This is a genomic window from Paenibacillus sp. PAMC21692, assembly GCF_014303795.1.
Classification (GTDB): domain Bacteria; phylum Bacillota; class Bacilli; order Paenibacillales; family Paenibacillaceae; genus Pristimantibacillus; species Pristimantibacillus agaridevorans.
Genome location: NZ_CP060293.1, coordinates 6,938,565 through 6,961,903, shown reverse-complemented (window position 1 = coordinate 6,961,903; position 23,339 = coordinate 6,938,565). Strand labels below are relative to the sequence as shown.

The 23,339-nt window shown below is 52.0% G+C and carries 13 protein-coding genes; 11 read left to right on the top strand and 2 right to left on the bottom strand.

The features are described 5' to 3' along the window. Positions 1 to 13 precede the first annotated feature (13 nt). Positions 14 to 691: a S1 family peptidase gene (locus H7F31_RS28200; RefSeq protein ID WP_187101506.1), complete on the top strand. Its 678-nt coding sequence runs from the start codon at positions 14 to 16 to the stop codon at positions 689 to 691. Between the two features lie 27 nt (positions 692 to 718). Here the strand turns inward: H7F31_RS28200 and H7F31_RS28195 are convergent, their stop codons facing one another. After that, positions 719 to 1,036: a thioredoxin family protein gene (locus H7F31_RS28195; RefSeq protein WP_187101505.1), complete on the bottom strand. Its 318-nt coding sequence runs from the start codon at positions 1,034 to 1,036 to the stop codon at positions 719 to 721. Positions 1,037 to 1,435: 399 nt separating this feature from the next. Here H7F31_RS28195 and H7F31_RS28190 point away from each other — a divergent pair, with 399 nt between their 5' ends. From H7F31_RS28190 to H7F31_RS28175, 4 genes are all read left to right on the top strand, one after another. Beyond that, positions 1,436 to 2,227: a TerC family protein gene (locus H7F31_RS28190; RefSeq protein ID WP_187101504.1), complete on the top strand. Its 792-nt coding sequence runs from the start codon at positions 1,436 to 1,438 to the stop codon at positions 2,225 to 2,227. 37 nt (positions 2,228 to 2,264) lie between these two features. Continuing rightward, positions 2,265 to 2,858, top strand: a complete 594-nt coding sequence (locus H7F31_RS28185) for a thymidine kinase (protein WP_187101503.1) — start codon at positions 2,265 to 2,267, stop codon at positions 2,856 to 2,858. A 207-nt stretch (positions 2,859 to 3,065) separates the two neighbouring features. After that, the gene (locus H7F31_RS28180; RefSeq protein ID WP_187101502.1) at positions 3,066 to 10,724 is read left to right on the top strand and encodes an S-layer homology domain-containing protein; all 7,659 of its coding nucleotides are present in this window, start codon (positions 3,066 to 3,068) and stop codon (positions 10,722 to 10,724) included. Positions 10,725 to 11,121: 397 nt separating this feature from the next. Further along, the gene (locus H7F31_RS28175; RefSeq protein ID WP_261800138.1) at positions 11,122 to 12,792 is read left to right on the top strand and encodes a transposase; all 1,671 of its coding nucleotides are present in this window, start codon (positions 11,122 to 11,124) and stop codon (positions 12,790 to 12,792) included. A gap of 377 nt (positions 12,793 to 13,169) precedes the next feature. Here H7F31_RS28175 and H7F31_RS28170 read toward each other — a convergent pair whose 3' ends face one another. Next, positions 13,170 to 14,435, bottom strand: a complete 1,266-nt coding sequence (locus H7F31_RS28170; protein WP_187101501.1) for a carboxylate--amine ligase — start codon at positions 14,433 to 14,435, stop codon at positions 13,170 to 13,172. A gap of 376 nt (positions 14,436 to 14,811) precedes the next feature. Between H7F31_RS28170 and H7F31_RS28165 the strand changes: the two genes are divergently transcribed. The 6 genes from H7F31_RS28165 (at position 14,812) to H7F31_RS28140 (ending at position 23,330) form a co-directional block, all read left to right on the top strand. Further along, complete coding sequence (locus tag H7F31_RS28165) at positions 14,812 to 16,617, top strand: sensor histidine kinase (RefSeq protein ID WP_187101500.1); 1,806 nt, start codon at positions 14,812 to 14,814, stop codon at positions 16,615 to 16,617. Beyond that, complete coding sequence (locus H7F31_RS28160) at positions 16,610 to 18,007, top strand: response regulator transcription factor (RefSeq protein ID WP_187101499.1); 1,398 nt, start codon at positions 16,610 to 16,612, stop codon at positions 18,005 to 18,007. The genes H7F31_RS28165 and H7F31_RS28160 overlap by 8 nt, the downstream gene beginning before the upstream one ends. A 228-nt stretch (positions 18,008 to 18,235) precedes the next feature. Next, positions 18,236 to 19,555, top strand: coding sequence for an ABC transporter substrate-binding protein (locus H7F31_RS28155; protein ID WP_187101498.1), 1,320 nt, complete (start codon positions 18,236 to 18,238; stop codon positions 19,553 to 19,555). 53 nt (positions 19,556 to 19,608) lie between these two features. Continuing rightward, the gene (locus tag H7F31_RS28150) at positions 19,609 to 20,499 is read left to right on the top strand and encodes a carbohydrate ABC transporter permease (RefSeq protein ID WP_397373229.1); all 891 of its coding nucleotides are present in this window, start codon (positions 19,609 to 19,611) and stop codon (positions 20,497 to 20,499) included. A gap of 107 nt (positions 20,500 to 20,606) precedes the next feature. After that, positions 20,607 to 21,428, top strand: coding sequence for a carbohydrate ABC transporter permease (locus H7F31_RS28145; RefSeq protein ID WP_187105580.1), 822 nt, complete (start codon positions 20,607 to 20,609; stop codon positions 21,426 to 21,428). A 15-nt stretch (positions 21,429 to 21,443) separates the two neighbouring features. After that, positions 21,444 to 23,330, top strand: coding sequence for a glycoside hydrolase family 5 protein (locus tag H7F31_RS28140; protein ID WP_261800160.1), 1,887 nt, complete (start codon positions 21,444 to 21,446; stop codon positions 23,328 to 23,330). Positions 23,331 to 23,339 lie beyond the last annotated feature (9 nt).

The following is a 23,339-nucleotide window of genomic DNA, read 5'->3' as shown; positions in this document are numbered from 1 at the left end:
GGGGGAATCGCCAATGAACCGAAAGATGAGTATCTGGTGGATGCTTCTAATCGCAGTTACTTTGGTCGGTCTGACAACCTATATGAATCAAACAGAGGCGCTTGAAACGGAACCGTTGATTGCGAAAGAAGTTTATCGTGAAGCCCAGAATGCCGTATTCTATCTGAGGAACGTGACGGAATCGGGAACTCTGCGATCGGTTGGTACCGGCTTCCTCCTATCGGGGAACGGAAAGGCGGCTACCGCTTACCATGTCGTGCAGGGGGCGGCGTCGCTTGAAGCAACGCTGGCGGACGGTACTGTCGTGAAGAACGTCAAGGTAACGTCCTACGACGAACAGACCGATACTGCCGTGCTTCAACTTTCAATGCCGAAGCTTGCCTCAGGCAAATCGTATTCTTCCATCCCTCTGCGAAAAGATCCTGTTCCGCACGGCGAGAGGATATTCGCGATCGGTTATCCTCTCAAAAACACGCCAATCATTACGGAAGGAATCGTGAATGCTCCGGCAGCCGAAATTAATAACCGAGAGCGGATTCTGATTTCCGCCCAGATCGCGAGCGGCATGTCGGGAGGGCCGGTTCTTGACGAGAACGGACAACTTGCAGGCATTGTGTCAGGATCGCTTCGAACAATGACAGGCATCCATCTCGTCGCGAGTACGAAGCAGTTATCAGATATTATGAACTAAAGCATAATATTGTATCTAGGCGCTCGGCTAATTGGACGATTTCATAAGCGAATACAAATAGTCCACCGAACGCATAGCATATTCTTTAGATATAACCTTCCCGTTTTTTAGCAAAACAAGACACGGAACGCTTTCGATCTGCCAGTCGTCGCGCAACCGGGGTGTGAAGTTAATATTCGTTTTGTACAGAGGATAGTCACACCCGGCCGCCTCGACGATTTCAAGCATCCGCTCGGCGACTTTGCAGGTGCCGCATAACGGCGTTGTAAACAGGACTGCAGTTCTGCCTACTTGCGCAGCGGCCAGTCGCTTCAATTGATATTCGTCTAATTCCTGTAGCGGCATGTCGGGCACTCCTTCGCATGAGAATGTTTTCGTTTCTAATCATAGCAGCACTTTTCGCTTGGCTGCAAAAAAAATGAAAAAACTTCTATCGGAGCCTCTCGAAATCATATTATTTTTATTATGGTAAAAAAATATTGAAACCATTTGAATCTGCTCGCCGTATGTATCCCTGTGCAACACGGAAACGTATGATCACCCTTCAAAGGGGAGTAGCTGCAACAGTAAAGTCGTCATTACGAGAAGCTTGCTTCTCCGGCTTTATTGGCAATGCCGATAGGGTATTGTTAGCGAGACCTTTGCCATCAAACGCGTAAAATCTATCGCGTTGAGAGGCAAAGGTCTTTTTTTCGTGTAAGAGGTACTACGGAAGGAAATATTAAAAATGTGGAGGGCATGGAAATGGAATTAGGATTATTGTTGGAGTATGGTTGGGTGCTGCTGGTATTAGTGGCGCTGGAAGGATTGCTCGCCGCGGATAATGCGCTCGTGCTTGCGATTATGGTTAAGCATCTGCCCGACGAGCAGCGGAAACGCGCATTGTTTTACGGACTCGCCGGCGCATTCGTATTCCGATTCTTGTCGTTATTTGTTATCTCATTCCTCGTCGACGTATGGCAAGTGCAAGCGATCGGCGCTCTGTATCTTCTCTTTATCGCGCTTAATCACATCTTCCGGAAAGTGGTTGTCAAGAAGGGTGAAGTTGCTGCCGACAAGTCGGCCGGCAAGGAGAAAAAGCAAAGCGGCTTCTGGATGACCGTCTTCAAGGTTGAAGTGGCGGATATCGCGTTCGCGATCGATTCTATTCTTGCGGCAGTTGCACTTGCGGTTGCGCTCCCGGCATCGGGATTGCCGAAGTTCGGCGGCATGGATGGCGGACACTTCATTGTTATCTTCTTGGGCGGCTTTATCGGATTAATTATTATGCGTTTCGCTGCAACCTTGTTTGTCAAGCTGCTGGAGAGCAGACCAGGCCTCGAGATCGCTGCTTTCTGTATCGTTGGCTGGGTGGGCGTCAAGCTGGCTGTTCATACTCTGGCGCATCCTTCGCTGCATGTCATTCCGCATGATTTTGCCGAATCGACGGGCTGGAAGCTGACGTTCTATGCCGTGCTTGTAGCAATTGCGCTCTGCGGTTGGTTCCTGTCGAGCAGCAAGCAGGATAAAGACAAGAAGCAGGTAGAAGCGGTATAATAAAATCCACGAGTCGGACAGTGGAGGAGATCGCAGGTTGGCACAGCTTTATTACAAATACGGCACGATGAACAGCGGCAAGTCGTTCGAAATTATTAAGGTAGCCCATAATTACGAGGAGCAAGGCAAGGCGGTTCTTATCTATTCTCCATCACTCAGCGCGAGAGGGAACACGGACCGGGTAGGCTCTCGCGTCGGGTTCGAGCGGGAAGCGATTCCGGTAGATGAAGATACGAACATGTTCGAGAACGTTAAAGCTAGGGTCGAGTCGACGGGCCGCATCTATTGCGTATTGATCGACGAGGCACAGTTCCTTAAGCGGCATCACATTTTGGAGCTGGCTCGTATTGTAGACGAGCTTAATATACCCGTCATGGCGTTCGGTCTGAAAAACGACTTCCAGAACCAGTTGTTCGAAGGCAGCTATAATTTATTGGTGCAAGCAGACAAGATCGAAGAGATCAAGACGATTTGCTGGTACTGCGACCGCAAAGCGACGATGGTCATCCGCTTCCGCGACGGCCAGCCAGTCAATTCGGGAGAGCAGATTCAAATCGGCGGCAATGAGGATTATAAACCCGTTTGTCGCAAGTGTTACAACAAAGCTTTTCAATCGCCGGAATTAGAATGAACCCGGTATCGACAATATTGGACAAGCTTGCAAAAAGCCGCTCCCGCAGAGCGGCTTTTTTGTCGTAAACGATATCGAAAAAGAGGTTATTTTGTAAGAAAAAGGTGAAAGTGTTCAGAGTTTGTTCATAGCGGTCTAGTATAATAGGCCTACTACGGCGAAAACGATCCAATCGTATTTTCGGCGAAACTAGTAGGAGGACAAACAATGCGACAGAAACGAACTTATGAGGCGCCTCTAGCCAAAAGAATCATAGCTCTGGTCATGGCAATAATGCTGGTCTTGACGATGATTCCTGGACCCGCGACGGCGGCGCCCGAAGAACCCATGGTATTGCCCATTTATGTGGGCATGGATAAGTTCAGCCATACAGGGGGGGATGCCAATGTCTCCACTGATGGTACCCGGGTATTGAATATACCTGGCAGGAACAATGCGGCCACGACCTCTAACGGCAAATTAAGAGTTGTGCCAGCTACGGGTGGCGCCAGCGGAATCGTCGTTCGGACGAACAAAATCAAGCTGGAAGGCGGATTCAGCACTTATTTTGTAATGAACTTGCATGGAGGCACAAGCAGTCCCGCGGACGGGTTGACCTTCATCATTCAGGACAATCCAACACCTGTAATAGGACAGGTAGGTATCGGAGTAGGCTATGCGGGCATTCCGAATTCCATCGGCGTGGAGTTCGATATTTGGCATAATACTGAAGGCGGTCATCAAGATATTAACGCCAATCACGTGGCCATCGTTACCAACGGTAAAAACAGACATACAAGCGATGAAAATGGAGCAATTGACAGAACCGTCTTTAAGCTTCATGGTGAAACCGTACATATTTGGGTGGACTACGATGCTAACGGTCTTGTTACGGCAAGCTACGGCAAGACGGCCGATAGAACCAAAGCGAGTACGTTAAAGCACAACGTAGGCAATTTTCTTACGAATAAGGACGTATTCGTCGGATTTGGCGCGAGCACCGGCGGCTCGACCGCGAATCACGACATCCTCGCCTGGTATTTCAAGGATTCGTACGTACTGGGCGGACTTAAGCCTGATGGCAATTATAAGCAAGGTCCCAGCACAGTAACGGCGGAAGCGACGCCTGAGGGGGATGGACTCGACATCCGCGTCAAGGGCAGTGGCGCAGACGTTAATCTGCCTAATGAAAGAGTATCGATTACGATTAATGGAAAAGTAATACCAGGCGAACATGTGACCGATTCGGAAGGCAAACTTCGCTACAAGTTCGACGATACAAGCGGCCTAAAGGATGGAGAAAACGTTATAACAGTCGTTACTCATAACGGCGGCACATCCGTCACGAAAAGTTTCGTACAATCCGTAGCATTGAATCCGGAGGATGTCATCGCAAATGCTACAGATCATATCGTAACGATTGAAGGCGAACAAGCCGGCTCTGTAGTTGCTGTCTACAAGGAAAACGGCGACTTTGTTGCCGAGGCTGCCGCCGATGCAGACGGCACGGTGATGATTGATTTGGCCAATGTAGGGGATTATAGACTTTCGGTTAATGAACCGATTCTGGTCAAGATTGCAAGAAGCGGAGAATTCAAGAGTAATGCGACGAGAGTAACGCCAAAGGTGCGCAGCGATATCTTAAATGATGATAATAATATATTCGCCAACGCAACCCGGGACGTAGCTCAAATAGACAACGTTCCGAATGGAGCAATCGTGCGTGTGTACGATGCGCTTACGAATGTAAAGTTAGGCGAAGCCAAACAAACAGAGGAAACAGGAACTCTGATCGTTCCGCTGCAGCCAATAGACCTGGCTGATCTTCAAATGGTTAAGCTGACCATTCAGGAGGAAGGCGAACTGGAGAGCTATCCGACAAATCCCGATGTGCAAGCCAAACTCGAAACAAGCGCCGCGCCGGTAAATCCTATCGCTAATGCCGATAAAGATACGATCTCAGTCAAGTCTGTACCAAGTGGGGCTCGCGTTATTGTTTACGACCTGGACGGCGATGAACTTGCATCCGAAGTGAATCGGACGGGAGCAAGCAGCGTTGTGGAAATCTCCATGCGTCCGTCGGATATCCGTACGCAGGACGAGTTCATGGTCTCGATTCACGAGGTGAACAAATACGAAAGCGTCAAAGTATCGACGCTGGGTCAGCAACAAAGTCAGGCACTCGAGGAGGACGATGTCCAGGCGAATGCTACGACCGATACAGTCCATGTCAGCGATGTATCAGTGGGGACGGTTGTCCGCGTTTACAATATGGACGGCAAACTCATAGGCGTGAAAGAGAAGGACGGCGGTTCGGCGGCCAATATTACCGTTGAAATCGATGAACCGGGACTTGCTGATGGAGAGAATGTGAGCGTTACTGTCCAAACAATGGGACATATCGAGAGCTACCCTGTTGGGGTAACGGCTTCGTTCGATACAACCGCGGCGCCGGCCAACGTTCAGGCGAACGCTACGAAAGACGAAGTTGTTGTAAAGGATGTGCCGGAAGGCGCAACAGTGAAGGTATACGACACAAATGGCGAAAACCTGATCGGTACTATCGTATCCAAAGGCGGTCAAACAGCCGTTCCAGTCGCTGGTCTTGAAGAAGCCGATGAACTGTTCGTGACGGTGACCGAGCTTAACAAATACGAAAGTGAACAGGTTGCCGTGACTGCAGTGGAGCAGACCTCGCCTTTGAACGATGAAATCGTCGAAGATATCGTCACCGACGTAATAAAAGAAGAGGTTGCGGTACCGAATGTGCCGTTAAATTCGATTGTCACCGTGTACGATAAGGACGGCAATGAGTTGGGCAAAGGTACCAATCCGGGTCCTAAGGATCCCGGCGATGTCGTGATAAAGCCTGTAATTGTTCCACCTGGCACAAACATTTTTGTGACGATTACGGACAAGGACAAGCTGGAGAGCGAGCGGGTTGAAGTTGCCGTTAATTTCGAACAGAGCGCTCCTGTCAAAGGGGACGTACGCGCGAACGCAACAACCGATACGGTGACGGTAGAAGATGTGCCGGCAGGCGCAACCGTAACGGTATATAAAAAAGATACCAAAGTAGTCATTGGAACGGCTACTAACAACAATCAGGATTCGGTGCAAGAGGTGGAAGTAGAAATTTCATCCGGCCTTGACGTTGACCAAATTATTATTGTCACGATTACAGAGCCCCGCAAAGCTGAAAGCGATGGTTTGGAATTTAAGGCTGTCAGCAACCCAAGCGAAGAACTTGATCCGAAAGATATTGTAGCTAACGCGACAGATGACACGGTCAGTGTACGGAATGTACCGCCTGGCGGAACGATTACCGTATATGATGGCGAGGACCCGATTGGAGAAGCGACGAACAACAATGATACGGTAGATCATGTGATCGTCAATGTCACTCGTGATCTTGAAGCCGGCGATACGCTCTCAGTGACGATTAAGCGTCCGAAACACGGAGAGAGCTTACCTATCAATGTTGAAGCGAAGGAAGAAAGCAATTCGTTAGACGAGGATAACCTTGCATTCAACGGAACAACTGGCGAATTGACGGTGTCCGACGTCCCTGTCGGAGCAACGATCATTGTCTATGATTCGAACGGCAATGAGCTGGGGAAAGGCACCAAAACGGATGATGGTACGGATGAATTGATACTGGACATTATTCGTATGAATCCTGGCAGCACCGTCCAAGTAACGATTACATTAAAGGACGAGCTGGAAAGCAACCCGACCGTTGTTATTCCGACGTTTGAACAAAGCAAGGCTCCAGGCTCTAAAGACGTAAGCGCAAATGCATCTAAAGATGCGGTTACGGTAATCAACGTGCCGACAGGGGCGACGGTAAAAGTATACGATGCAACAAAGGGAAATGAGATCGGCACGGAAACGAATAACGACAACGGCAAGGTAAAGGTTACGATTCCAGCGGGACTTGTTACCGACCAAAACATCTATGTAACCATAACCGAACCTTACAAGACCGAAAGCGAAAGATCGGAAGAGGTTGCCGCGGTCAACGTTTCCAGCGGTGGACTAGGCAGTGACTCCATTACGGCTAACGCAACCGACAATGAGGTAACGGTTCGGGATGTGCCGCCAGGGGCAACGATCAATGTTTACGCGAAGGATAGCGATATCGTGATCGGTACCGTTACAAACAACGGAGCAACTGAAGAGGATTTCGTCATACCCATCGATCCGGCGCTGACAGTTGGCCAGAAGATTGAAGTGACGATCAAGCTGCCTAAGTTTAACGAAAGCGCCCCAGTAGAAGTGACTGTACTGGAACAGACAGACAAGTCAGAAGGACCGCTTGACGATAAGAATAAAAAGGATATCATCGCCAACGGAACAGATCGCAAGCTGACTGTGCCGAACGTGCCACCAGGCTCGACGATTATCGTTTATGATAAAGATGGTAATGAGTTGGGACGCGGTGAGGGCAATGCTAATGGTACTGTAGAAATTGATCTAAATGGCTTGGACCCAGACAGCGATACAGTAAAGGTAACGATCCAGGAAACGGGCAAGCTGGAAAGCAAGCCGGTCGTGGTACCATTGCTGCCAAGCGCTTCTCCATCTAATGAGGATGAGAATCTGGTTGCCGACGCGACAACCGATACGGTGACGGTTCCAAATGTTCCGCCAGGCGCAACCGTAACAGTATACGATTCGAAAGGCGAGATTATTGGCCAAGCGACGAACAAGGGAACGGAAAATGGGCCGTTGTCCGTCGACATTGAGGGCGGCTTAGAGCCTGACCAGGAAGTTAAAGTTACAATTAATGAACTTTACAAGTCCGAGAGTGAACCAACGACGGTTACTGCAGGCAAAAATGACGGCGCCGGATTAAACCCGCGCGATGTTGCGGCGAATACGGAAACGAACAAAGTCATCGTCCGCGACGTACCTCCAGGGGCTACGATTACGGTATACGATAGTAAGGGAGTCGAGATTGGCAAGGCTACCAACAATGGTACCGAGGCGAAAGAAGTCGAGGTGACAATAGACGAACCTCACAAGTTGGGCAACGGAAATGCTGAAACGATCCAAGTATCGATCACGCGCAAAGATGCCAACGAGAGCGACAAAATTGAAGTCACGCCGACTTCTCCAAGCGGGAAGCTAACGGTTGGCAAGGTGAAGGCAAGCTCGTCGACGAGCACCGTCACAGTAGTCGATGTCCCTGTTGGCGCCGAGGTTTATGTGTATGACGCTAATGGCAACTTGATCGGCAAAGGAACAGGCGGTGGAACGACTGCATCTACTTTGATTATTGATACAACTCCTAAGCTGACTCGAGACCAAAAAATCTTTGTGTCCATTCGCGAAGATGGAAAGCTGGAAAGTGAAAAGCTGGAAGTAACGGTCGTCATCGACCAAACCGTTGCTCCGCTGCTATCCAACTTGAAGGCGAATGCCACGACCAGCATGATCTCGGTAGCCAAAGTACCGGCAGGCGCGACGGCCCGCATCTATGACGAGACGGGCAAGCTGATTGCGACCCGCAAGAATACGACAGCTTCATCGCTTGATTTCGAATTCCATGTAACTCCTTCGATTGGAGATCGCGATGAATTTAACGTATCCCTGCAAGAGACAGGTAAAACGGTAAGCGAACGCGTACTCATAACGGCGCTTCCGCAGTCGGCGCCTCCGACATCGTCCAATGTTGATTTCCAGTCTATCGATGTCAGCAAGGATACGGTAACGATAGGCAACGTTCCTCCGGGAACGACGGTAACCATTTATGACAACAAAGGCAAAAAAATCGGAGAAGGCACTAACCGCTCTGGTGAGACAAATGACGTTGCGATTACAGACGTAGAGATTGTGACGACGGAAATAACAGTTACATTTACGGAGCCCAATAAACACGAGAGCGATCCGCTCGTTATCGATATCGCGCTCAATACGAACGAAGCGATCGACGATGCTTTGCGCAGACTGAGCGTTGGCTTTACATCGCCGGACACTTGGGAAAGCGTGACGGAACCGGTTTTCGGCGTAACGGCTGGAGCTCATGATACCGAAGTTGCTTGGAGCTCCAGCAAGCAGAACATCATCGAGATCACGACTCCAGTAGAATCGGAAATTAAAGGTTTAGTACACCGTCAAGCCAATGACGAAAGCGTCATTTTGACTGCGACAGTATCCAAGAACGGCGTGTCAAAGAGCCGGACCTTCCTTCTTAATGTTATGGCTGCAGGCTTGACGAAAGAGGTAAGCCCCGGCGTTCGCCAGATCGACGTAACCAATGGGGAAGACGATGCGATTAACAAGGTTGGCATTGATCGAGTTCTCATGACGAACGGATTAAAGATCGACAAAGTCATTTTCGATGCCATTGCAGCAGGGGTGTTCACGGGAACTGATGGAACGTCGAACGGCATCTCCAGTATTTACGTAAATGAGCTGCCGGGCGACGCTGCCGACGAATTCGCGATTGAGATTCCGAGACAATCGGTGGAGCTTCTTAACGGCAATGGCAACTCGCTCGAAATTCGCACGGATTACGGCATTCTGACGATTGCTGCAGGCGTGCTCGGCGATATGAAGGATAGCTTCCTAGATCTCTTCTTCCGCCTGATTCCGTTGAAGGATGAGAATCGGCAAGAGGCGCTGAACCGCAGCATCCCGAGCGAGTCTGTCGTCAGATCGGCGACAGCAGGCAAAATTGTGGAGGTCCTTGGTTCTTCGATGACCATCGAAACGAATTACAGCGGATATTCGACGACTTTGGTGATCCCGTTCGCGAAAAACGGCATTGTTCTGCCAACCAGCAATGTGGAAAGCTTCCTGAGCTCGCTTCGCGTCTACATCGAGCATAGCGACGGAGAGAAGGTCGTACGTACGGGAACGATCGTGAACAAAGACGGCGTGCCATTCGGCATCAGCATTGACATCGATAAGTTCAGTACGTTCTCCATCATTAAACTGACAGACGTACCGTATACGGGTACGCCGCAAGTACCAGCGAAGGACGGCAAAGAGCAAATCAAAACAACGACTGTTGATCCGAAAGCAGGCACGATCGTGCTGGAGCTGGACAAATCCGGCTACAACATCGACAAGTCCGGTTTCACGGTGACAATCGGCGGTAAAGCTGCCGAGATCGAAGAAGTCAGCATTGACGGCAGCAAAGTCGCCATTAAGCTGAAAGACGGCATTTCTGCAGGTTATGAGGCCATCGTGTCCTACAAAGGAGCAGGCGCATTCATCGGATCGCTCGCGTCGTTCGAGCAACTGACGATTGCCAATCCGGCACATCACGAGGCTTACGTGAACGGATTCCCGGACGGAACCTTCCGCCCGCAGAATACGATTACGAGAGCAGAGATGGCGGCCATGCTGGCTCGCAATAAAGGTCTGGAGGACGGCTCAGCTTATCAAGGACTGTATCCAGACGTTGCGGCAGGCTTCTGGGCGGCTTCCTACATCGAGCAATTGAAGGAACTTGGATTGCTTGTCGGCGACGACAAAGGCAACTTCCGCCCATCGGACCGCATTACACGCGCCGAGATGGCCATGATCGCGGCAAGATGGCTGGGAGCCGATTTGAGCGTTGCGAAATCTTCTTCCTTCGCCGATGTATCTTCTAACCACTGGGCGGCAACGGCTATCGCGATTGTCAGCGAGGCCGGTATCATGATTGGTTTCGAGGACGGATCCTTCGGCACCAATGATCTGCTCACTCGCGCGCAGGCTGTAACGATTATAAATCGCCTGCTGGGCAGAGGTCCGCTTACGGGAGTAACGGATCCTACTTGGCCGGACGTGCCGAGCACTCACTGGGCATACGAGCAAGTGGAGGAAGCTTCGCAGGATCATGACTACCTGTACTTGCCGAACGGCGAGGAGAAGCTGTACCAAGAGAAGTAACGTAAGCAGCGTTTCAAGTAAAGCTAGATTTAAATCCATATTAAAACCAAGAAATCTCCGGCTTTTTTAGCCGGGGATTTTTTGGTGCGTTGACGTGACCCTAGGAGAGCCCTTCGCCCAAGTGGGGATTGGGTATCAAAAACGCCCAGTGAGCTGCAAAACGGGCAGTTGTGCCGGCGGGTGGGGGCGGAAAATTAACGGACATAGGCGGCAATTTGGCGGGATGAGCGACGAAGAAGCGTGCATAACGAACCGAGTGGAACTATAGACAATAAGCGTTTATTGTCTAACAGACACGAGGAGGCTGTCGATTCATTGTGAGTAACTGAAATTCCATATTCCATCCCCCCCGAACCCAGGTATAATGGAAAATATACTTGGGCCGGGGGTTTGTGCTGTGTTGAATAGACGTGTGCGTTACAAAGAGTTCGATCAAATGTCTTTTGCAGATATGATGGTATACTCCAAGCTTCCTGAGCATCCTTTTTGGAGTCACTTAGAGAAGAAGATAGACTTTTCTTTTGCAGATTCACTGTGCTCCGTGCTCTACTCGGGGCGCGGACAGCACCCATATGCGCCTTCACTGAAGCTTAAAGTCCATCTCATTCAGATATACTACGGTCTTTCCGACCGCCAGGTGGAAGAGCGCATAATTAGCGACTTGTTCATCAAGCGTTTCTTAGGCTTGCCCGTCGACTTCTTTGGGTTTGATCACAGTACGATTGGCTTGGACCGCTCACGTATGGGAACCGCCATGTTTAAAGCCTGCCACTTCTACATTCTTGCCCAAATGTACAGCCATGGCCTTTGGGGCGATCACACGGAGAAATGGATCATCGACTCGTTTGCCTCAAATCCCGCACTCTCCAAGCCGCGCACCTATCGCTTGATTCAACATGCTATGATCCGGGTCCTTCAACATTTAAAACGTAGCCATCGTGCGATATACCAACTCGCACTCGCTTCGGTTGAGACCGATGGACTCTACGCTCGTACCTCCGTACAACCATCTACTGCTGGTCACATGCTCGCTTTCAGCAAGTTGGTGGCACAAGCTTATGGTTTGCTTCAATGGTTTCAACTCGAGGATGTGTCTGCTTTGTTGCAAAAAGAACTCACGGAAAAAGAGCGCGAGACTTCTCAGCATTTGCAACGCATTCTGCAGGACATATTAGAGCAGAACAGCAGACCTGTACCGCCGACTGATGGCGACCCGATTGACTCTGCGCGGAACCAAACCGAACAAGAGATTGTGTTTGAAAAAATCCCGAGCCATGAAAGAGCAAAGGATCGTCTTATGAGCGCTGTTGACCCGCACGCTCGAGTCGGGAGAAAGAATACATCCACCGTCACATGTGGCTACAAACTACAAAATTTGTGTGGGACCAGCTCCGTTGTGCTGAATGTGAACGTCGTGCCTGCGAATGAACATGACAGAGAAGCTATGTACGCGATGGCCAAAGATGTACAAAGCTTTTTCGAAATTTCGCCACGCGCCATGTTAGGTGACACCGCCTACGGCCACGGGTTGCAGCGCACTATGCTTGCCACTATTGGCATCCCTGTAGTAGCCCCTGTCATCCTGGGCAGTAACCCCTCAAAGGGATACGACCTCGCCCGATTTAGCTATGACAAGGAAAAGGACTGCTACACTTGTCCGAACGAAAAGGATACCGTAAAAAAGCGTCATATTCCTCAAAGCAGCGGTTGGCAATACTATTTTGAAAAGACAGACTGTGAAAGTTGCCCCTTACGCTCGGCATGTACAACAGGAAAAGCAGAGCGCCGGGTATTTCACAGTGACTATTATGAAGTGTACGAGGCTGCCAAGGATTACAACGCTACGATAAGCGGCAAATTAGATCGTAAACAGCGCATGCTGGTTGAACGAAAGAACCAAGAATTGAAGAATGACTGTGGTTTAGAGAGACCCTTAACGAAAAGCCGAAAAGCGTTGCAGCTTAAAGGTTACTTGGCTGCCATGGTCGTTAATTTGAAACTCACGTTGAGGAAGCTACTTCCTCAAAGACCTGGGTTTATTCGACGTCGAAATGCCATTAGTTGCTAAGTAGAATCCGACTCCCCAGCCCTCCGATTATCCCACTCAGCGGTTCCCTCCAGCACACAATTGCCCCATTCCAGCACGCAACTCGTTCTTATCTACAGTGAATAGACAGCCTCACGAGAAGCGTTATTTAACAATTTTAGTTATATTCAAAAACCTAACGGACGGGAGAGACGCTATCTGACCAATTTGAAACAAAAAGCGACTCAAATGGTACAAATAGCGTTGAATATGTCCGTAAGATTTTAGAAAACTAATAAAATCAAGGAATTACGCTTCTCCTGTCCGTTGGGGAAAGTCGAGCGGATTTTGTTCTTCTTTCGAGCGTATACGGTCATTCTCTTCGTGGGCTCGCCGATACTTCAAGCATAAGCAGAACGTCAGTAGGGGGCTCTTTCAGTCAGAGCATTCGCCTGCTTCTTATCAAAGTAGTAATGTTTGAAGTTTTTGACGTGGCTGTAGTAGTAACGAGATATCCGAATGATCCGTTTCAGGTTTAGGTCCTTCTTGTACCAGATGGAGTAAAGCACCTTCTTATCCTTGTACAGCCCCTTTATTTCGGCCGCCAAGGCCGGCTCCGTAACATATTTGCGCAGTACCGTTCTAGGGACATTGGTCCAAAGGCCGGTCCCGTTGCCGTAGACGCAATCCGTGTTTTTGCCATAGACGACTTGGTCGATCATAGCGGTGATCATGTTGAGTCCGGCCGCACGCACGAAGAAGCTGCTTCTCCCCAGCCGAGGGTTGATTTCGAACAGCATATATTTGCCCGTACGGTTGTCGTATTTCATATCGATGTTGGAATAGCCGACATAACCGATTTTTTCGAGGAACTCCTTGATTTTGCGATAAATAGCCATGTCGGAGCGCGAAATGATCGCAGCGTAATTGCCGAGCGTTTTCGGCGCGTATTCCTCCAGCACGGGCTGGCCCAAGCACATCATCTTGACGACGCCCTCGTTATTGGAGAAGCTGTTGATGACGCGCATCGAGCTGTCTTCGCCGGGAATAAATTCCTGGATGATCAGCTTGCCCATATAATCGGATTTGTTCATGCTGCGGACCATTGTAAAATATTCGTCCCTCGACTTGAAGAAAAACACTTTTTTCTTGCCTTCGAACTGGCTGTGCAAATAGTCGTAGGCGTTGCTGTTCTCGGGCTTGACGATGATCGGGAACTGGAAATCCATATGTTCCAGCGCTTTCTCCCGCTCATGAGGCTCGCAGACGATCGTTTTCGGATAATCCAGACCGTACTGCTCGCATAGCTTGTAGAACTTGTCCTTCGTATCCAACGTGTCGAGCAGCTCGTGCGAGATGAAACGGTTGGCGATCAGCCCTTTAAATTTGTCGTAATGACGCGACAGCATGCCGGCGTAATAGTCGGAGCACGGGATGACGATCAGCTTGCGGCCCTTGGAAGCTTGCCCCTCCAAAACCGACAGCAGAGCGCCAGGGAATATGTCGTCACGGTCGAAATCGTCGATTCGAACGAGATCGAACAATTTGCTGTTCATGGTCGGGATAAGCAGGCGGCTGCACAGCAGCAGCGGTTTGATTCCGTATGCCTCGTGGATCAGTCTGACATTTCCGTATGCGTTCTCGTCGCTTCCAAGTATGATAGGTAAAAAATCGTAGTTATTCATATGGTCTCCTTGTTGAATAGGCTCTATATTGCAGTATGATCTCAATCTACAGTCTAATACTTTCAAATGCCAATCCACAACTCTATTTTTTGCCGGAGCTCCATCAATATAGTGCAATGAGGCAGGTTAACAGAATCGAATGAGCGAATCCCGCGCTTGCAGTATACTATTGTTGGAAAATGAGAGCGTTGTCATCAAGGCAATCCGCATGGCTTGCGCGTATGATTACCCGAATCCGTTTCTTTCAGTCGAGCAGCGTGTAGCGGATCTTGTGGGATGCATGATCTGGGAGGAGAACGCTTACAGAATATCGAATCTTCAAAATAGAAGAGAATGATTAACAGTACGTCCCGGATCGCGGGAGCAGGAGGAGACTATGCCGCTGCAACGAATCAGCATCCGCTTCCGGCTAATGGTGCTTATGATCACGTTAACGACGTTGCCGGTTATTACGGTAACCTGGCAGGCTACGAACAATACGAGAAGCTCCGTGGAGAAGGAGATGATTGATGCCAACGAATCCCGAATGATCTGGGCGAGCCAATATTTGGACGAATTGATCCAGCAGGTGGATACGTTGTTTTATGCGCTTCATATCCGTTCCGACCTGATTGGCGATTTGACAAGTATCGACGATATGGAAGCGGGGGAGCGTTATCGGTTGCAGAATGCTTTATTCGCGGCTATGAACACGGCCTACTATTCGTTCTCCCGCAAGATCGACAATTTGACATTGTACATCCATGCCACGAAGCGGGCGTACTCCGTCAATTATGCCAATAGCGGCATCACCCATTCGCTGGAAATTAGGGAAAGTCCGTGGAGCCGTATGTTGAGCGAACCGGCAGGTTTATATTTCAAGGCGTCCGGCGACATGCTGAGCGCGTACCATTCTATGAACGAATTCCAGGGACAGAAGTTGATCGGCGGGATCTCCGTACGAATTGACGGCAAAGTATGGGAGCAGGCGGGAGAACTGTTGAAATCGGAGCCAGAAAGCGCGATCTATCTCGTCAGCGACGAGGGCGAGCTGCTTCCCGGCTCTTCGCCATTGCCGGACGACCCGGAGCTGCTTCGCGTGTTGGAAGGAGACAAGCCGCGCTCTTCGGATGTGGCGTTCGTCAGGACGAAACACGATTATGTGTTCTCTAAGCGGGTCAGCGGCGGTGAGCTTCAGGTTATCAAGGCGATACCGGCCGCGACGATCGATGCCATCGCACACAGAACAATGACGGCTGGTCTATGGACCGGGGTGTTGTTTACGGCGGTTTCCATTTTGCTGTCTATCGTCGTATCGCTTCGCATCAGCCGCCCTATCGTCAGTCTGGCGAAAACGATGAGGAAGTCGCATATTCACGACTTCGAGATGAAGTCCGTGCAGAGCAAGGACGAGATCGGTTTGCTGGAGGCGGGCTACAACTTCATGATGGCCCGGATGAAGGCGCTCATCGAGAATGAGTACCAGCACGAAATCGATGTCAAAAACGCGCAGTTGATCGCTTTGCAGGCGCAGATCAATCCGCATTTCCTCAACAATACGCTGCATATGATCGGAGGAATGGCGCTCGCGAAGGGCGCTCCGGAAATTTATCGAGTCACGTATGTGATAGGCGATCTTCTTCGTTATTCCATTAGCTCGGAGATGGAGCAGACGGTTCAGCTAAGCAACGAGCTTAAACATACCGGCAACTACTTGTTTATTCAGGAGCAGCGTTTCGCGGAGCGATGCTCGGTCAAGATGGATGCGGAGGAAGGTACGGGTGGCGTCGACATTCCGAAGTTCACGCTGCAGCCGATCGTAGAGAACGCATTCGAGCATGGCCTGCAAGGCAAGGAAGGCGAGTGGTCGCTGCAGGTAAGGGCAAGGTTGATTCGCGGGCGGCTGGTGCTGATGGTGAAGGACGACGGCGTCGGAATGGGACGGAATAAGCTGGAACACCTGCGGAAAGAACTGGCTTCAGGCGAACGGACATCCTCGTCCGCTTCTGCTTCCGAAGAAGGGCGAAGCCGGCGCGGCATCGGTCTCTCCAATGTGCACGGGAGAATCGCAATTCGTTATGGCAGACGGTACGGAGTCAGGCTGTTCAGCTCGGAAGGCAAGGGCACGCTAGTCGTGCTGACGATGCCGGCCGACGGCTTGGCTGGCGAAGGCGCAAGCGAGAAGGGGGAGCGGCATGTATAACGTATTTATCATGGACGACGAGCCGTGGTCGAGGGAGGTCGTTAAGTCGCTTGGCGAGTGGGAAAAGCTTGGGCTCCGCGTGGCGGGAGAAGCCGAGGATGGCACGGAGGGGCTGCGGCAAATCGGAGATCAGCTCCCCGATATCGTTGTAACGGATATGCGAATGCCCGGCATCGATGGTGCTGAGCTGCTGCAGGCGCTATATGTGCGCCATCCCGGCACGAAGCTGATCGTCATGAGCGGTTATGACGATTTCATCTATACGAAGGGGGCGATCCGGTCCAGAGCCATGGAGTATTTGCTCAAGCCGATCAGCCCCGAGGACTTGAATGCTGCTCTTGCGAGATGCAAGGAGGAGCTGGACCGCGAAGCGGGCACCCGCTCCTCCATATTCGTGAGCGGCGAAGACGTGCAGCGTTACGCCGGTCACCGCGCCCGCATCTATGCCAGCTTGCTCTCGCTGGACAAAGGGCGGGTCGCAGGCGCCTTTGAGACGCTTGCCCGCGATCTTGCAAGCGCAAAGACAAGCGTGGCGGAAGCCGGCGGCTCATCCCGGATCGCGAGCGATTTGCTATTCATGCTGGAGCAGTTCCTGTCCGAGCAGGAAGTGACGCTGGAGCAGCTGCTCCTTGACAGGGGCGTCGCCGGGGCCGGGGATGCGGAGAAGGATGCTGGTTCCGGAACTGGCGCCGCTGCAGCTACCGTTACCAATGCAGACGTGGGTCCGGGCGCGGTCAAAAGCAGGGTCATCGACACTGGTTCAGTTGCCGGTGCCGACGGTGCCTTAGGCCCGGGCGTGAACGAGAGCAGATCCATGGATGCTGGCTCTTTTACCGACGAAGGTGCAGATCAGGGCACGAACAGGAGTAGCGCCACCGTTGCAGACTTTGTTGCCGGTATCTTTCCGGGAAGCGATTCCTCCTCAAACATAAAGAAGAACCGTAAAATCGACACGGCCACGGGCTCCGTTACATTGAGGAGCACAGCTTCTCCGCAAGAGGCTGTGCTGGCTGTTGGCGAGATATACGCTTTGGCCGTCGATGGTCTGCTCTCCTTGCGTCAGTCCCGCAGCAAGCTGGATATGGAGGATGTCGTTGCCTACATCGACGCCCATTTTCAGGACGCGATCTCGTTGGAGACGGTATCGGGGCAATTCCTGATCAGCCGGGAGCATCTCAGCCGCGCGTTTAAAGCACGTACGGGCGAGAACCTCTCGGATTACATCATGCGCAAACGGATGGAGAAGGCACGTTCTCTCATTGCAGTGGATCGTCTGCCTATCAAGCACGCTGCTCAACTGTCGGGGTATGAAGACATCGCGTATTTCTACCGAGTGTTCAAAAAACACTTCGGCATCACGCCGGGAGAGCTCCGCAAAGAGGGAGAGTAAGTGCTATTTCCCTTCTGCTGCGGGGGCGCGAGGGCAAATGTGTATGAAAACGCGAGTTCATTGGGGCGCTGGCAGGCGGGGACGAGCAAACGTGTATGAAAAACCGAGTACAATGCGACGTCGCCCTACATCAATATTGTACAAATAGCGACGTTAAAATCCTCGAAAGAAAGCGCTTAATTTCTTCGTTATACTGAAGCTGCATCTAACTCATAGGGGGAATTCACAATGAAAAGAGCGCTTCATCTGCTGCTGACGCTGACGATGGTAATCGCGGTACTGGCGGCTTGCAGTTCGGGGAATAACGGCAACGGAGCGAACAACGGCGCGAAGCCGACCACGGGCGGCAGCCCGACCAGCGAGGTCAAGACGACGGAGCCGCCGAAGAAGGTGGAGCTGAAGGTGTTTATGAGCTTCCCGAGATTCAAGGATCAGTTCGAGCAATATTTTGCCCAGTTCAAAGAGAAACAGCTGGCGGAGAAAAACATCGACGTCACGATCCAGCTGGAAATGCCTAACGCCGACCAGGCGAAACAAATCCTGCAATCGCGTCTGTCCTCGGGCGACGCGCCCGACTTGTATACGCTGCACGCCAACGACATTCCAACCTACTACGACGCCGGATACGTCGCGGATCTGACGGGCCAGCCGTTCGTCGGCAAGCTGTACGAAGCGGTGACGGAGACGGTCAAATACGACGGCAAGGTGGCCGCGCTGCCGCTGGAAAGCCTGTCGTGGGGATATCTGTACAACAAAACGATCTTTAAGGAGCAGGGCCTGACGCCTCCGCAAACGCTCGACGAAATGAAGGCCGTGACGGAGAAACTGCAAGCTGCGGGAATCAAGCCGTTTTTGCTCGCCTTCCAGGAATCCTGGATTCCGCAACTGATGATGGCTTTGTCGCTAGGCGGCACGGTATCCTCGGCGCATCCCGACTGGATTACAAAGATGAACGAAGGCACCGCCTCCTATGGCGATGTGCGCTCGGTATTCGACATTATCGATATTATTATGGCAAACGGTACGGATAAGCCGTTCGAGACGGGCAACGAAGCAGGCTCGGCGGAGTTTGCAAACGGCAAAGCCGCCATGTGGGTGCAAGGCTCGTGGAACGCGGAGACGATTCTGAAAGTCAATCCCGACATGGACTTTGGCGTCGCCCCTCTTCCGGTCAGCAACAATCCGGAGGGCGCGATGATCAACCTGGCGACATCCACCTCGCTCGCCCTGTCCCCGACAAGCGAGAACAAAGAAGTAGCGCTTGATCTGCTTAACTACATTCTGGACGACAAAGATTCCTCGGCCCTGTTCGAAGAATTGAAGTTCAATCCTATCGCAACGGTGCATCAGTACGAGGTATTCCCTTGGGTCAACGAAGCGAGCGCCTACGTCTCCGAAGGCAAGGCCTATCTGGATCTCAAACTGCCAAACGGCGTGACGGACGAGACGGCCAAGCTGCTCCAGAGCTATTACATCAAGGACGTGACGCAAGACGACATCATCGCGGCGCTCGACAAAGTATGGCAGACCGCCGTCAAGAGCAACTAGGACTGCGCAGCGGGCGGGAGAACCCGTCCGGATCGGACCGGGAGTGAAAAGAAATGATGACAACGAGAACCAGAAAGTTAAAGCCATCCGCGATGCTGCTCCTATTCGTCCTCCCTGCGCTTGCGTTCTACTGTACCTTTACTTTAGCCCCCGCCATCGGGGGCATCTGGTACAGCTTGACGGATTGGAACGGACTGAACCCCGCTTACCGCATGGTGGGGTTCTCCAATTACGTCGAGGCGATGGGGGACCGTTTTTTCCTGAAATCATTATGGTTCACGTTCAAATTCGTCGCGTTCATGCTGGTGCTGCAAAATGCGATTGCGATACTGCTCGCCTTGTTCATCGAAGCCATGGGACGGAGCAAGGTCTGGTTCCGCACGATCTTTTTCATGCCTAACATGCTTAGCCTGATCATCGGCGGCTTCATGTGGATGTTTATTTTCACGCGGGTCTTCCCCTATCTGGCGGATCAAACGGGTTGGCTGCTGCTTGATCAATCGTGGATCGGCGATCCCAAGTATTCGTTTTTCTCCATTCTGGCGTTGTCGTTATGGGGCGGGGTCGGATACTTGATGGTCATCTACATTGCGGCGCTGCAAGGCGTGCCGAAAACGCTCAAGGAAGCGGCTTCGATCGACGGCGCAGGGGAGTTTACCTTGTTCCGGCACGTGACGCTACCGATGATCTACCCGGCTCTGACAATCGGCGTTTTCCTTACGCTGAACAGCTCGTTCAAAGTGTTCGACGCGGTTTATTCGCTAACGGGGGGCGGGCCGGGCCGATCGACGCAGGTTATCGCGATCAACATTTTCGAAGAGGCGTTCAGCTTCTCCAATCGTTACGGCTACGCCAGCGCGAAGGCGATGATTCTGTTCGGCATCGTCATGATCATCACGATCATCCAACTGGCCGTCATGAAGCGCAGGGAGGTGAGAGCATGAGCGCATCTGTGCATTCCTACCATGCCAATGCTCACACCAACAACAGCACCAACAAAAGCACCAACAACAGCACCACCAACAGCACCAAAAACAGGAGCGGCAAAACCATGCGCCGTCTGGGCTCCGCTTTCATGTTCCTGTTTCTGATCCTGGCGGCCGTCGTGACGCTGTTCCCGATCTACATGGCGCTGCTGAACTCCGTCAAGACGCAGGGGGAGATGCTGACGAACATTCTGGCGCTCCCGACTACGCTGGAATTCGGTAACTACGCCGATGCTTACCGCAAGACGGATTACATGCGAAGCTTGTGGAACACGGTTGTCGTCGCGGCGGTCGGACTTGCAGGGATTATCCTGTTCGCGTCGATGGCGGGCTACAAGCTGTCGCGGACGCCCGGCAAGCTCAGCGGCTTTCTGTTCGGACTGTTCGTCATGTCGACGCTGATTCCGTTCCATTCCATCATGATTTCGCTGGTTCGGATCAGCAGCGACATGGGGCTGCAAGGATCCGCCGTCGGTCTCGGCCTGCTCTACATCGGTCTCGGAGTAGCGGTAGCGATCTTCCTGTATCACGGTTTCGTCAAGTCCGTGCCGAAGGAACTGGACGAAGCTGCGGTCATCGACGGCTGCGGCGAATTCAAGCTTTATTTCGTCGTCATTTTGCCGCTCCTGCTGCCCATTACGGCCACGATTGCGATTCTGAACATGTTATGGATGTGGAACGATTTTTTGCTGCCGCTTCTTATTTTGACCGATTTTAAAAGCTATACGTTATTGCTGTCCACCAACATGCTGTTCGGCGAATACAATAACGACTGGTCCGCGATTCTCGCCTCGCTCGTGCTTGCCATGTTGCCGGTCATCGTGCTGTATTTGCTGCTGCAGAAATACATTCTGCATGGCATCTCGGAAGGCGCGATCAAGTCGTAGGGAGGATAAATAGAGATGAGCGCAATAAGAAACGAAGAAGTATACGGTTTCGTCAAAGCGGACGGCCCTAGGCTGGTTAACGGCAGAGGAGAGCCCATCTTATTGAGGGGCGTTGGCTTCGGCAGTTGGCTGCTGCCGGAAGGTTATATGTGGCGATTCCCCGAAGGAGGCGACCGGCCTCGCCGAATCGAAGCCATGATCGAGTCGCTTGTCGGTTCCGAGGAAGCGAATCTATTCTGGTCCGCCTACTATGACAGATACATTGCCGAGGAGGATGTCGCCAAGATCGCGGAGGAAGGCTTCAACTCGGTGCGGGTGCCGATCAACGCGAGATTTCTGACGGGAGAAGGGCGGGGCGGCCGAGCCGAAGCGCATGTCGACGTAGCAGCTGGCCCGAATGAAACCAAGGGCAAGACATCGACCCAAGTTGAGGCTACGTCGTCAACGGACCGTGCCAGTCATAATATCTATCCGTTAGGAGAGGACTCAATCAGCAATCGAGACGCACCGGACCACGAATCCGAGACGCGCGCGCCGCTTGAGCTTCGCGAAGATCGGCTCGTGCTGCTCGACCGCGTCATCGGCTGGTGCAGAGAGCATCGGCTGTATGTCATCCTTGACCTTCACGGTGCGCCTGGCGGGCAGACGGGTACGAATATCGACGACTCCGAGCGGGATCGGCCGGAGCTTTTTACGGACGAAATCCGCGCGCGAGAAGCAGTCGCGATCTGGCGCGCGCTCGCCGAACGTTACAAGGACGAATGGATCGTCGCGGGATACGACCTGCTCAACGAGCCGCTCCCGGATTGGTTCTCGAACTACAACGATCGGGTGATGCCGTTGTACAAGGAGATGATCGCGGCGATCCGCGAGGCGGATGAGCGGCATATGATCATTCTGGAAGGCGTTCATTGGTCCACGGACTGGTCCATCTTCGAGCATGCCTTCGGCGACGATCCTGTCGACCGCAACGTGCTGCTCCAATTCCACAAGTATTGGAACAATCCCGACACGGAGAGCATCGCGAAGTACCTGGAATTTCGCGACCGATGGAACGTGCCCATCTTTATGGGCGAAGGCGGGGAGAACAACAAGGATTGGTACGCGGGCGCCTTCCGGATGTTCGACGACCACGATATTTCGTGGAATTTTTGGACGTGGAAAAAGATGGACACAACGAATTCGCCTTGCTCCATCCGCAAGCCGGAGGAATGGCCGCTGCTCGTCGACTATCTGCAAGGCGGCGAGAAGCCGGAGCCGACTGTCGCGAGGACCATTCTATGGGAATATCTTGACAACATGGCGCTGGAACGTTGCGATTACCAGCCCGAGGTCGTCCGGGCGCTTATGCGTAGAGCGCCTGTACGTATTCCTGCCGTTTTTTACGGCTACAAGGGAGAAGGCACAAGCTTTGGCTTTGGCTCGGCCGAGAGGCCAACTTTCGTCAACCGCGCTGCGGCTGAGTCTGCATCCACTGCGCAGGCGGGCGTTCAATTTCGCGTCTCGGACAGAACGCGCATCTCGTTCGCCCAAAGTGATCGCGAGACGGCTTCCTTCGCGCACGGAGGCGGGGAGGAGTGGACACCCGACTTATGGCTTTGCGTGGAGATGACTGTCGGAGACTGGTTTGTTTACGACTTTGAACGAAGCAGCGAAGGAGAGCGGACGGGTGAAGACCCGAAGCTGGATGTGGCTCTGCGACTCCAGTCGATAGACGGCAGCGGGAAGCTTCGGTTGGCTCTTAACGACGGGAGCGCCGTTATCCTGGACGTGCAAGAGCGCGATTGGCATACAGGACAAACTGTTTGTCGAGTTGCCCATTCGGAAGGAACCCAGAGTTTGCGCCTGACCTGTTTGGAAGGGAAGATTCGCGTGATGTGGGTGAATATAGGGGAAAGCTGACGAATCGAG